Origin of the sequence: Qingshengfaniella alkalisoli, assembly GCF_007855645.1 — a bacterium.
GTDB classification, from domain to species: Bacteria; Pseudomonadota; Alphaproteobacteria; order Rhodobacterales; family Rhodobacteraceae; genus Qingshengfaniella; species Qingshengfaniella alkalisoli.
Genome location: NZ_CP042261.1, coordinates 1544821 through 1557267, shown reverse-complemented (window position 1 = coordinate 1557267; position 12447 = coordinate 1544821). Strand labels below are relative to the sequence as shown.

Here is a 12447-nt window from a genome sequence, read left to right as displayed (position 1 = left end):
AGACCGCGGCCAGTCGCCGGGCCGGTCCCCCATAAAAGAGAAACGGCCGCTCAGATCAAATCTGGCGGCCGTCTCGCTTCACGCGAGGGAGGGAGTCGTGAAGCATATATTCAGCCTTGGCGGCCGTGACGTGCAACGTATTCGATGTCACTGCGGCTCAGGCCGATGTCAGCCAGTTCGCGGTCGTTCAGACGGGACAGAGCGTCACGGGTAACGCGGGTCTGGTTCCATGCAATTACAGCGTCGATCAGACGTGCGAACGGGTTGCGGTTGAATTCAGGTGCGGCGTTGATAACCGGAGTTGTGTCAAGGGTAGCCATGTTTGTTTTCCTCGTAATTCTCAACTTGGCGAAACATTGTGCAGATGCAGCATCGTTTCGTCTTCACGGAGGCAGATAGTCCCTCGCTGACGCTGTCACAACGAACGAATTTGCAATCCGGTCTTGCGCTGGATGCATGGCAAAACTCCCTTGTAAATAACGCGATGCAAGTAATTCAGCGCGTTCAAGGGGTGTCCGGACTGAACGCCGTAGCGTCACGGAGGGCGAATTGCCGCAGATGCATGGCTCTGTCCGGTGTTTGTGGCGGATGTGCATTCTGTTTTGCAAATGTTCTCCTTCCGTGCTAGCGCAAGGAAAAGCGACAAGAGCAGGCGAAACATGCGTATAATGGGCATTGATCCCGGGCTGCGACGTCTCGGATGGGGCATCATAGATGTGTCCGGCGGTCGTATGTCCCATGTCGGGAATGGCACCTGCCTGTCCGGAGGCGGTGCACTGGCGGTTCGGCTGCTGGCGCTGCATGAGCAACTGACGGATGTGCTCAATCGGTTTTCACCCGATCATGCCGCCGTCGAGCAGACCTTTGTGAATCGTGATTCGGCGGGTACCTTGAAGCTGGGGCAGGCACGGGCCATCGCGCTGCTGGTTCCTGCGCAGGCTGGACTTGAGGTGGGAGAGTACGCCCCCAACTCCGTGAAGAAGGCGGTCGTGGGCGTCGGCCACGCTGCCAAAGAACAGGTCAGCCATATGGTGTCGCTGCAATTGCCGGGAGCCGTGCTGGACGGGCCGGATGCGGCTGATGCCTTGGCAATAGCAATCTGCCATTCGTTCCATATCCAGAACTCCGGACGTTTGGAGGCGGCCTTGCGTCGGGCATCTGCATGATTGGACGGATTTCGGGACAACTCGCCTATCGCGGACTTGATCACGTAATGATCGATGTGGGCGGGGTTGGCTATCTCATCTACTGCTCGGATCGCACGATAGCCTCGCTGCCTGCGAAAGGCGGGTTTGCATCGCTCTATACCGACTTGATGGTGCGTGAAGACCTTCTGCAACTCTACGGCTTTCAGACGCTGGTGGAGAAGGAATGGTACCGGTTGCTGCTGTCTGTTCAGGGCGTCGGCGCGAAGGCTGCTTTGGCCATCCTCGGCGTGCTGGGTCCTGAAGGAGTCGGGCGGGCAATTGCGCTTGGCGATGCCGCGTCGGTGAAGTCTGCGCCGGGTATTGGACCCAAGATCGCGCAACGTGTTGTAAATGAATTGAAAGACAAGGCGCCTTCTGTGATGGCGATGGCGGGGCAGGATGAAAGCGCAACGGCATCGGCTGTTCTGCCCGTGACGGAAAGCTCCGACGCAGCCGTTGTAGAGAATGAACCAAAACCGGTCGCACCCAGCCGAGCCGCCGATCAGGCCGATGCGCTGTCAGCTCTGGCGAATTTGGGTTATACCCCCGGCGAGGCGGCGACTGCCGTGGCCCAGGCCGCGCGTGATGAGCCGGACGCCGGGACATCGGAACTTATCCGCTTGGCCCTGAAACGACTGGCTCCGACGGGGTGAGCAAAGGATGGATGGCCCTGTGACCGATTTCACGCTCAGCCCGGAAGAGCAACCCGATGATCGAGATCGCGCGCTGCGTCCGCAGGCGCTGGATGAATTCATCGGTCAGGCCGAGGCGCGGGCGAACCTCAAGATCTTCATGCAGTCGGCACGTCAACGTGGCGAAGCGATGGACCACACGCTGTTCTACGGACCGCCGGGGCTGGGCAAGACGACGCTTGCGCAGATTGTCGCGCGTGAGCTTGGCGTGAACTTTCGCATGACATCTGGGCCGGTCCTGGCCAAGGCTGGTGATTTGGCCGCGATCCTGACCAATCTCGACGCGCGTGATGTGTTGTTCATCGACGAGATTCACCGACTCAATCCCGTGGTGGAAGAGGTGCTCTATCCGGCGCTTGAGGATTTCGAGCTGGATCTGGTGATCGGAGAAGGGCCCGCCGCGCGGACCGTGCGGATCGATTTGCAGCCATTTACACTTGTGGGTGCGACGACGCGTCTGGGTTTGCTGACTACGCCGCTGCGCGACCGGTTCGGAATCCCGACGCGGTTGCAGTTCTACACGGTCGAGGAGTTGCACCAGATTGTCACGCGCGGCGCGCGCAAGCTTGGCGTGCCTGCTGATGACGGCGGTGCGTTGGAGATCGCGCGCCGGGCGCGTGGTACACCCCGAATCGCCGGACGTTTGCTGCGTCGCGTTGTTGATTTTGCCGTGGTCGAAGGCGATGGGAAGATCACGCGGGAACTGGCGGACTCGGCGCTGACACGACTCGGTGTCGACCAGTTGGGGCTGGATGGAGCAGACCGGAGGTACATGCTGCTTCTGGCCGAGAATTATGGTGGCGGCCCCGTGGGCATCGAAACCATTGCCGCCGCGCTTTCGGAGAGCAGGGATGCTCTGGAAGAGGTGATTGAGCCCTTCTTGCTACAACAGGGTCTGATCCAGCGCACGCCGCGCGGACGGATGCTGGGGCACAAGGCGTGGACCCATCTGGGACTTGCCGCGCCACGACCCGGAACGGATCAAGGCACGCTGTTCGAGGATTGAAGCGCTGGCCACTGGTTCGTCACTTTGCTAGAGCGCCCGCGCAAGATGCGAGGTCCAGATATGACACCCGACGATATCCGCGCGATGTTTACCCGCAGCGACGGCAGCTACGCCTTCGCGCGGTGGGGGCGTCCGATCGCCCCGGTGGTGTTCGGGGTTCAGGACGAAACGTTGTCCATCGTGAAGGGTGCAGTGGAGGCGGTCGCGCATCTGGCTGGTCTGGAGATCGTAGAAACCGATGCGGAACTCGGCGTCAATCTGATGATATTCTTCTTCAACGAATGGGCCGAACTAACCGAGACACCCGATCTCGACAAGTTGGTCCCTGATCTTGCCGGGCAAGTGCAGCGCCTGGAAAAGGCTGACGCCAGCCAGTACCGCCTGTTTCGATTTGACGAGAATGGCGCGATTCGAGCTTGCTTCGTCTTCGTGCGGATGTCGCCCACCATGTCGACACTTCCGGCCGAAGACATCGCTCTCGCGCAGGCGGCGCAATCGATGCTGTTGTGGTCGGATGTGGCTTTTTCCGACCGGTCGCCATTGGCGGTGTTACCTGATTCGGGTCAAACGGTCCTGCAACCCGACATTGGTGCCGTGATCAATGCCGCCTATGATCCGGTCCTGCCTGCCGTCGCCGATGATCCGACCCACGCGCTACGGGTTTATGCGCGTGTCAGCCAGATGGCACCGCAGGAGAAAAACGCGTGAGCGCCCGGCCGCACCTGTTTCATTGCCGAGTCTATTATGAGGACACGGACCTTGCGGGAATCGTCTACTACGCGAACTATCTGAAATTCATCGAGCGCGCCCGCAGCGAGATGATCCGCGATGCTGGGTTGGATCAGGCGCAAATGAAGCAGGACGACGGGTTGGTGTTTGCCGTGCGGCGGGTAGAGGCGGATTACGTCACACCCGCGCGGTTCGACGATGCGTTGGCGGTTGAGACGACAGTGGCCGCGCAGTCCGGCGCCCGGATCACGCTGCAGCAAGACGTCAAGCGCGACGATAGGCTTTTGTTCTCCGCGATCGTCGAGTTGGTGTGCCTGCGTGCCGATGGGCGGCCCGCACGCTTGCCGGCGTCGCTTCGCGAGTCTTTGCCGCGTTGGGTCAGGTAACGCGGTTGTCATAGCATCGGGCTTGGCTTTGCTATAGAATCGGCTGCAAAAGAGCCGCCGCTGAACGGCTGGAAATACAGGCAGAGTTATGGACCCCATCGATTTCTCATTCTGGGCGCTTTTCGCCCGTGCGACACTGACCGTGAAGCTGGTGATGCTGATGCTGTTCGCCGCATCGGTCTGGGCATGGGCCATCATTATCCAGAAGCACCTTACCTACCGCAGGGCGAAACGTCGCGCGGCGCGGTTTGATCGTGCCTTCTGGTCGGGTGAGCCGCTGGACCGTCTCTATCAGGACATCGGCGGTAAGCCGCGCGGGGCGTCAGAGCGCATTTTCGTGGCGGGGATGGATGAATTCAACCGCTCCTTTCGCGGTGATGGCGGGTTTATCCCGGGTGCCACGTCGCGCATTGACCGGACCATGGATGTCGCCATTGCCAAGGAAACCGAGCGCTTGACCAGCGGGCTGTCCTTCTTGGCCACCGTTGGGTCCACGGCGCCATTCGTCGGGCTGTTCGGCACGGTCTGGGGCATCATGCACAGCTTCGAGCAGATCGCGCTGCAGCAGAACACAAGCCTCGCGGTCGTTGCGCCAGGTATTTCGGAGGCGCTGTTTGCCACGGCACTTGGCCTTCTGGCCGCGATCCCGGCGGTGATATTCTACAACAAGCTGTCATCTGACAGCGCGCGGATCGTCGGAGAATACGAAGCCTTCGCCGACGAATTCTCGACGCTTCTGTCGCGAGAACTGGACGACTGACATGGGTGCTTCCGTCAAACCACAGCAGCAAGGTGGCGGTCGCAGGTCGCGCCGGCGGTCACGCGTGCAAGCGCAGGCAATGAGCGAGATCAATGTCACACCCTTCGTGGATGTGATGCTGGTTTTGCTGGTCGTGTTCATGGTGGCCGCCCCGCTGATGACGGTAGGTGTTCCGATCCAGCTGCCGGAAACGGCGGCGACTCCATTGCCCACGCAAGATGAAGAACCGCTGACCATCACGCTCGCCGAAGACGGTCGCGTGATGATCCAGACGACGGAGGTTGCCTCGGATGCATTGGTCACCCGTCTTCGGGCGATCATGGAAGAACGCAGCAACGATCAGTTGTTCCTGCGTGCGGACGGGTCGATCCCTTATGAGCGTGTGATGCAGGTGATGGGCGCGCTGAACGCGGCTGGTTTCAACAAGATCGGTCTGGTGACCGAGCCGGGCGGCCCCACGCTCGACGGCAACGGTTAGAAATCGAGGGCCAATTGAAGACGGGGCTCTATATCTCGGGCGGCGCGCATGCCGCATTGCTGCTTTGTGCGGTGCTTGGCTGGCCATTTATGGATCAGCCGGATGAACCCTTGCCGGCTTCGGTCAGCGTGTCGCTGGTTTCGTCCGCCGATCTGACAGCCAGCGCCCCGGAATCTGAGGCACCGGACGCGCCGGAACCGATAGAGGCGCCTGAAGCCGAAACGACCCCCGAACCGCCTACTGCCGCGCCGACGCCTACCGCTCGTCCCGATGCACCCGAGCCTGCACCGGATCCCGAAGCCGAGGCCGCGGCAAGCCCGCCGCCGCTGCCCGAAGGCGCGCCACCACCGCCCGTTGATCGCGTAGCACCCGTACCCATGCCGGAGCCCCCCGAGAACGTCGATACGGCAGAGGTGGAGCAAGAAGCGATTACGCCCGAAATCGCGCCCGAACAGCCCGTTCAACAGGTCGAACAGCAGGACGCCGCAGCCCCTGAGGCGGCGGCACCAGAGATTGTAACGGAAGCCACTGAAACGGAACCGGAGCCGGATCGTGCTCCGGGCGTAGCGCCGCGCCCGAACCGCAAGCCTGCACCTGAACCTGAGACGCCTGTTGCCGAGGCTGAACCAGCGCCGGAACCATCTCCCGAGCCCGAGCCCGAGCCCGAGCCCGAGCCCGAGCCCGAGCCCGAGCCCGAGCCCGAGCCCGAGCCCGAGCCCGAGCCCGAGCCCGAGCCCGAGCAGGACGCAGACGCCATCGCCAATGCGGTCGCGCAGGCGTTGTCGTCGAGCGATCCCGCGCCTGTCAGTTCGAACGCGCCTGTCGGTCCACCACTCACCTCGGGCGAGCGCGAAGGTCTGCGTCTGGCCGTCGGGCAATGCTGGAATTTTTCTGCCCTTTCCACCGACGCCGCGCGTGTTACCGTGGTCGTGGGCATGGAAATGACACAGGACGGGAAACCCGTGCAGGGCAGTTTGCGTATGATCTCTTATGAAGGTGGACCCGAGTCTGCGGCCCAGCAAGCCTATGAAACGGCGCGTCGTGCTATCCTTCGGTGTTCGGGCAATGGCTATCCTCTGCCCGCCGACAAATACGAGCAATGGCGCGAGATCGAAATGACATTCAACCCTGAAAGGATGCGTAGCAGATGAACGTTTTCGGACGGTTAGCGAAGATTTCGGCGATCCTTCTTGCAGGGTTGTCTCCTGTTACGGGGGTGGCGCAGGGCCAGGGGCCGTTGCGGATCGAGATTACCGAAGGTGTGATCGAACCGCTGCCCATTGCCATTACGCCCTTTGTATCCGGAAGCGGTGACGCGGCACAGTTCGCGCGGGACATCACGCAAGTCATCATTGACGATCTGGAAGGTAGTGGCCTGTTCCGTGCGATCGACCAGCAGGCGTTCATCTCGCAGGTATCTGATTTCAATGCGCCGCTGCAATACGCCGACTGGAAGGCAATCAATGCACAAGGTGTCGTTACAGGCGAGGTCACGCGGTCCGACGAAAATCTGAGTGTAAAATTCCGGCTGTTCGACGTGTTTTCGGAAGTTCCGCTAGGCGATGGGTTGCAATTCGGGGGATCAACCGGAAGCTGGCGGCGCATGGCACACAAGGTCGCGGATGCCGTCTACAGCCGGATTACGGGCGAGGGCGGCTATTTCGACAGCCGCGTTATCTTCGTCTCCGAGGCGGGGCCAAAAGACGCGCGCCAAAAGCGTCTGGCTGTGATGGATTATGACGGCGCCAATTTGAGCTATCTGACCGACAGCAGTTCGATCGTTCTGGCTCCGCGTATTTCGCGTGACGGTTCAAAGGTGGTCTACACCTCTTACGCCAGTGGTGAGCCGCGCATCTATATCCTGGACACGAGTACGCTCCAGTCACGGGCGCTCGGGGCGCAGAGCGGACCGATGACCTTCTCACCACGCTTTTCCCCTGATGGGTCGTCCGTGCTGTTCTCGCAAAGTAACAGCGGCAACACGGATCTGTTCGTGCAGGGGATCAATGGAGGCGGCGCGCGGCAATTGACCAGTTCGCCATCCATCGATACTTCACCCAGCTATTCGCCAGAAGGGGACCGGATCGTCTTCGAGAGCGACCGATCCGGTAGTCCGCAGCTTTACGTGATGCCGGCAGCAGGAGGCGAGGCCCAGCGGATCAGCTTTGGCGAGGGGCGCTATGGCACGCCGGTCTGGTCGCCGCGCGGTGATCTGATCGCCTTCACAAAGCAGAATCAGGGGCGGTTTCATATCGGGGTCATGCGTCCGGATGGCAGCGAAGAACGCCTGCTGACCGCGTCATTTCTGGATGAAGGCCCGACATGGGCACCCAACGGCCGCGTCGTGATGTTCTCGCGCGAGACACCTGGATCGCAGGGCAACACTGCACTTTATTCCGTAGACATAACCGGTCGCAACCTGAAGCGTGTATCAACACCGGGCGCGGCATCCGACCCCGCTTGGTCGCCGCTTCTTGATTGACGACGCATTCCCAACCGGCGTGAAGGCTGATAGCGTGCGTGCCGAAACCGTCATAACTCTTCGCAGAGGCGAAACATGAACCGTAAGACCACCGCCATTCTTTTTCTCGCCGCGCTTGCGGTTTCGGCTTGCAGCAATTCTCGTTTTGGTCAGGGCAATGAACCCGGTGCCTATGGGGCCAACGGGGCTTATGGGTCGGGCGCTTATGGTGACCCGCGTTCGCCCGAGTATTTCCAGCAGGCGGTTGGGGATCGCGTTCTTTTTTCGGTCGATGAAAGCACGCTGAACCCGGCCGCACGCGCGACGCTGGCCGAACAGGCGCGGTGGCTGATGACCAATGGAAGCTACAACGCGACAATTGAAGGCCATGCTGATGAACAGGGCACGCGCGAATATAACATCGCGCTCGGTGCCCGTCGTGCCAATGCGGTGCAGGAATATCTGGTGACCCAAGGCGTTGCGCCAAGCCGTCTGAAGACGATCAGCTACGGCAAGGAACGCCCGCTTGAGATATGTTCCGAAGAAGCCTGCTATGCCAAGAACCGCCGCGCGGTGACCGTGCTGTCGCTCGGGGCCGGATCGTGAGTTTTCGGGCCGTTCTTCTTGCGGTCGCAGTAGCGCTGCCGCTGACAGCGGCGGCTCAGGACCGTGATGCGACGCTGGCGGATATTCGTCAAGAATTGACGGTCCTGTCGGTCGAGTTACAGAAACTGAAGCGTGAATTATCCACGACCGGCGGTGTATCAAACCTGCCCGCCGGCTCAGGGCCGCTTGAGCGTCTGGATGGGTTGGAAACCGAAGTGCGCCGGATGACGTCCAAAGCCGAGGAATTGGAGAACCGGATCAATCGCGTGGTCGATGACGGGACGAACCGGATCTCCGATCTGGAGTTTCGTCTGACGGAATTGGAAGGCGGTGATCTGGGGCAACTCGGTGAGACGACGCCACTAGGTGGTGAGAACAGCGCACCGGCAGTTGCTGTTCCTCAGCCAGCACCGTCGAATGAGCCGCAGCTTGCGATGAACGAGAAATCGGATTTCGAAGCTGCGCTAGGCCTGGTCGACAAGGGTACCCCTGCCGACGCGCTGGCGGCGCTGACGAGTTTCGTAGACAACTATCCCCGAAGCCCGCTGGCCGCCGAGGCACAGTTCTATCGCGGCAATGCCTTGCGCGAAGTGGGCGATGTGGCGAATGCCGGTCGCGCCTATCTGGAAAGCTTCTCGTTGGCGGAAAATGCCAATCCGGGGCTGGCGGCGGATGCGTTGTTTCAACTGGGCCGTTCATTGTCCGATCTGGGCGAAACACGCGAAGCCTGCGTGACTTTAGGTCAGGTCAAAGAACGTTATCCGGATACCGCGGCAGCGCCTCGCGCATCGGAACGCCTTGGGGGGATGAGCTGCCCCTGACATTGGCAGACAGGTTTGCGCAGGCCATGCAGCGTTGTTTGGCCGGTTCTTCCCCCGCCGCACTTGGAGTCGCGGTGTCGGGCGGAAGTGATTCCACCGCCCTGTTGATCTTGGCGAAGGATTGGGCGCGACGAAATGGCGTCGGACTGTATGCGGCCACCGTGGATCATCGGTTACGGACCGAATCGGCGCAGGAGGCGGTGCAGGTTGCGGCCCTTTGTGCGGAGTTGGGGCTCCCGCACGAGACGCTGGAATGGGATCGGGCCGAGGGCGGCAGCAACCTGCAAGCCCGCGCCCGCGAAGCCCGATATGCGTTGCTGGCGGATTGGGCGGTAGCGCATCGGTTGGATAGCGTCATGATCGGGCACACACAGGATGATCAGGCGGAGACATTCCTTTTGCGCTTGGCGCGTGGGTCTGGTGTTGACGGGCTGGCGGCAATGTCTGAGCGCCGGGACGGCGGCTTGGGGGTGATGTGGCTACGCCCACTGCTGGGAATTAGCCGCGCGGAATTGCGAGACGATCTTACCGCACGGGGCGTGGACTGGCTCGATGATCCCAGCAACAACAATCCGCATTTCGACCGTATCAAGATGCGTTCGTCGATGCCTGAACTCGCAAAGCTTGGGCTGGATACTGCGACCTTGTCACAGACCGCCGAGCGCATGTCATTGGCGCGTGAGGCCTTGAGCTATATGGCCAATTCGGTCGCGGAGCGTATTGCCGAGGTCCATTTGGGCGATGTGGTGTTCGATGCGGCGCAGTTGATGGTTCAACCCGCAGAGATTCGGTGGCGACTGCTTTCGGGGGCGCTGAAGCTGGTTTCCGACACCAGCTATCGTCCTCGTCTGTCGACGCTACGAGAAATCGAAGCAGGGTTGACCGCGGGAAAACGTGCGACGCTACACGGCTGCGTGCTTTCACCTGGCAAGACTTGGCGGATCACGCGCGAAGCCGCTGCGGCACCTGACGCCAGAGTGGTTCCAGAAGCAATTTGGGATGGGCGGTGGCGGATTTCAGGACCGTTGGAACGAATCGAGGTGAAGCCGGTTGGAGAAGTAGGCCTTGCCGATTTCCCCGGATTGGCGAGCTTCTGGGCTACCGCTTCATTCGGCAATCGCAACGCCTGCAGTTTGGAAAGGTGATCTGCTGGTGGCCGCGCCGGTTCTGGGGTATCCTGAAGATTGGAGTGCGACACCGGTCTATACCAAGGAAGATTACCTCCGTGGGCTGATGTCGCATTGAACTAAGCGTCTTGATGTCTATTTTAGGCGGAAACGCTGCGCGCCGGTCGCGCTGTTCTTACGGTTATAAGGAGATCCCACTTGGGCAACGCCAGAAACATCGCCTTTTGGGTCGTACTGTTTCTTCTGATCCTCGCGCTGTTCAACCTGTTCAGTGGTGGCCAGTCCACCATGTCGTCGCGGTCCATGAGCTATTCGGACTTTGTGACAGCAGTTGAAGGCGGCGAAGTCAGTACCGCAACGGTCGATGGTGAAAAAGTTCTGTTCCGCAGTAACGGTCAGGATTACGTGACAGTCGTTCCGCAAGGCACCGAAGTGACCGAGCGCCTGATTGACAATGACGTGGCTGTGAGTGCGCGTCCGCAGGAACAGTCGGGCTTCACGGCGCTGCTGATGACCTTCCTGCCGTTTATCCTGCTGATAGGGATCTGGATCTATTTCATGAACCGGATGCAGGGCGGCGGCAAAGGCGGGGCGATGGGTTTTGGCAAGTCCAAGGCCAAGCTTCTGACCGAGAAACACGGCCGCGTCACCTTTGACGACGTGGCGGGTATCGACGAGGCCAAGGAAGAACTGGAAGAGATCGTCGAATTCCTGCGCAATCCGCAGAAGTTTTCCCGCCTCGGCGGCAAGATTCCCAAGGGTGCCCTGCTGGTCGGCCCTCCGGGCACGGGTAAGACGCTGCTCGCACGCGCGATTGCGGGTGAAGCTGGCGTGCCATTCTTCACCATCTCTGGGTCCGACTTTGTCGAAATGTTCGTTGGCGTCGGCGCGTCCCGCGTCCGCGACATGTTCGAACAGGCGAAGAAGAACGCGCCTTGCATCGTCTTCATCGACGAGATCGACGCCGTGGGGCGTAGCCGTGGCGTCGGTTATGGCGGCGGCAATGACGAGCGCGAGCAGACGCTGAACCAGTTGCTGGTCGAGATGGACGGCTTCGAGGCCAACGAGGGGATCATCATCGTCGCCGCGACCAACCGTCCCGACGTCCTAGACCCCGCGCTCCTGCGTCCTGGCCGTTTCGACCGCCAGGTCCAGGTGCCTAACCCCGATATCAAAGGCCGCGAAAAGATCCTGGGCGTCCATGCCCGCAAGGTACCGCTGGGCCCCGACGTGGACCTGCGCATCATCGCGCGCGGTTGTCCGGGCTTCTCGGGTGCTGATCTGGCGAACCTCGTCAACGAAGCGGCGCTGATGGCCGCGCGTGTGGGACGACGTTTCGTGACGATGGAAGACTTCGAGAACGCCAAGGACAAGGTCATGATGGGCGCGGAACGCCGTTCCATGGTGATGTCCGAGGACGAGAAGAAGCTGACTGCCTATCACGAAGCGGGCCACGCCATCGTCGGCCTGAACGTTCCGCAACATGATCCGATCCACAAGGCCACGATCATTCCCCGTGGACGGGCGCTCGGTCTTGTGCTGTCACTGCCGGAACGTGACCAGCTTTCCGTCACGTACACCAAGTACAAGTCCAAGATTGCCATGGCGATGGGCGGCAAGGTCGCAGAAGAGCTGATCTTCGGGAAGGAGAACGTGACTTCGGGTGCGGCGTCGGACATCCAGCAGGTGTCGAAAATTGCCCGCGCGATGGTCACCCAGTTCGGGTTCTCGGATGAGTTGGGCCATATCGACTATGCGAACGAACAGCAGTCTTATCTGGGCAATTATCAAGGTACGCCCAACGCGTCGCCGGAGACCCAGCAAAAGATCGATGCCGAAGTCCGCAAGATCGTTGATGAAGGCTATGAGACGGCTAAGCGGATACTGACCGAGAAGAACGACGATCTGCATCGGCTCGCGCAGGGTCTGCTGGAATATGAGACGCTGACCGGAAACGAGATCACCAAGGTGATCGCTGGTGAGCCGCTTAACCGCGGGGACGACGAGGACGGAAGTTCGTCCGACGACAAACCCTCGCTAACGGCGGTCCCCAAGACAAAGCCGCGCCCGAAGGCGGATGAGTCTGGCCTGGAGCCCGAACCGTCTGCGTGATGTATCGCGACGTGAATGCGCCTCGACCGAAAGGTCGGGGCGTTTTCTTTTGGGTCACTTGACCTTAACCGGGGCAAGAGGC

The 12447-nt window shown here is 60.8% G+C and carries 14 protein-coding genes; 13 read left to right on the top strand and 1 reads right to left on the bottom strand.

The window, feature by feature from the left end; all coding sequences use genetic code 11:
* Positions 1–110: 110 nt before the first annotated feature.
* The gene (locus tag FPZ52_RS07825) at positions 111–320 is read right to left on the bottom strand and encodes a DUF1127 domain-containing protein (protein WP_146364915.1); all 210 of its coding nucleotides are present in this window, start codon (positions 318–320) and stop codon (positions 111–113) included.
* Between the two features lie 339 nt (positions 321–659).
* On the opposite strand from FPZ52_RS07825, the gene ruvC reads away from it, so the two are divergent.
* From ruvC to ftsH, 13 genes are all read left to right on the top strand, one after another.
* Positions 660–1166: a crossover junction endodeoxyribonuclease RuvC gene (gene ruvC, locus FPZ52_RS07820; RefSeq protein ID WP_146364914.1), complete on the top strand. Its 507-nt coding sequence runs from the start codon at positions 660–662 to the stop codon at positions 1164–1166.
* Complete coding sequence (gene ruvA / locus FPZ52_RS07815) at positions 1163–1840, top strand: Holliday junction branch migration protein RuvA (protein ID WP_146364913.1); 678 nt, start codon at positions 1163–1165, stop codon at positions 1838–1840. Before ruvC ends, ruvA begins: the two co-directional genes overlap by 4 nt.
* 19 nt (positions 1841–1859) lie before the next feature.
* On the top strand, positions 1860–2885 hold the full coding sequence (gene ruvB, locus FPZ52_RS07810; protein WP_240804323.1) for a Holliday junction branch migration DNA helicase RuvB: 1026 nt from the start codon (positions 1860–1862) through the stop codon (positions 2883–2885).
* A gap of 60 nt (positions 2886–2945) precedes the next feature.
* Positions 2946–3593: a hypothetical protein gene (locus tag FPZ52_RS07805; RefSeq protein ID WP_146364911.1), complete on the top strand. Its 648-nt coding sequence runs from the start codon at positions 2946–2948 to the stop codon at positions 3591–3593.
* Positions 3590–4000 (top strand): tol-pal system-associated acyl-CoA thioesterase, encoded by a 411-nt coding sequence (gene ybgC, locus FPZ52_RS07800; protein ID WP_240804322.1) that lies wholly within the window; start codon positions 3590–3592, stop codon positions 3998–4000. The genes FPZ52_RS07805 and ybgC overlap by 4 nt, the downstream gene beginning before the upstream one ends.
* An 88-nt stretch (positions 4001–4088) precedes the next feature.
* Complete coding sequence (gene tolQ, locus FPZ52_RS07795; protein WP_146364910.1) at positions 4089–4760, top strand: protein TolQ; 672 nt, start codon at positions 4089–4091, stop codon at positions 4758–4760.
* Position 4761: 1 nt separating this feature from the next.
* A complete protein-coding gene (tolR, locus tag FPZ52_RS07790) occupies positions 4762–5238 on the top strand; it encodes a protein TolR (protein WP_146364909.1) in 477 nt (158 codons plus the stop codon).
* 14 nt (positions 5239–5252) lie between these two features.
* On the top strand, positions 5253–6389 hold the full coding sequence (locus FPZ52_RS18895) for a hypothetical protein (protein WP_168201230.1): 1137 nt from the start codon (positions 5253–5255) through the stop codon (positions 6387–6389).
* Positions 6386–7720, top strand: a complete 1335-nt coding sequence (gene tolB, locus FPZ52_RS07780) for a Tol-Pal system beta propeller repeat protein TolB (RefSeq protein ID WP_146364907.1) — start codon at positions 6386–6388, stop codon at positions 7718–7720. The genes FPZ52_RS18895 and tolB overlap by 4 nt, the downstream gene beginning before the upstream one ends.
* Before the next feature lie 75 nt (positions 7721–7795).
* Complete coding sequence (pal, locus tag FPZ52_RS07775; protein WP_146364906.1) at positions 7796–8305, top strand: peptidoglycan-associated lipoprotein Pal; 510 nt, start codon at positions 7796–7798, stop codon at positions 8303–8305.
* Positions 8302–9126 (top strand): tetratricopeptide repeat protein, encoded by an 825-nt coding sequence (locus FPZ52_RS07770; protein ID WP_146364905.1) that lies wholly within the window; start codon positions 8302–8304, stop codon positions 9124–9126. Before pal ends, FPZ52_RS07770 begins: the two co-directional genes overlap by 4 nt.
* A 2-nt stretch (positions 9127–9128) precedes the next feature.
* Positions 9129–10271 carry a tRNA lysidine(34) synthetase TilS gene (gene tilS / locus FPZ52_RS07765; protein WP_146364904.1) on the top strand — a complete coding sequence of 381 codons (1143 nt, stop codon included), beginning with the start codon at positions 9129–9131 and terminating at the stop codon, positions 10269–10271.
* 180 nt (positions 10272–10451) lie between these two features.
* Positions 10452–12365, top strand: coding sequence for an ATP-dependent zinc metalloprotease FtsH (ftsH, locus tag FPZ52_RS07760; protein ID WP_146364903.1), 1914 nt, complete (start codon positions 10452–10454; stop codon positions 12363–12365).
* Positions 12366–12447: the final 82 nt, after the last annotated feature.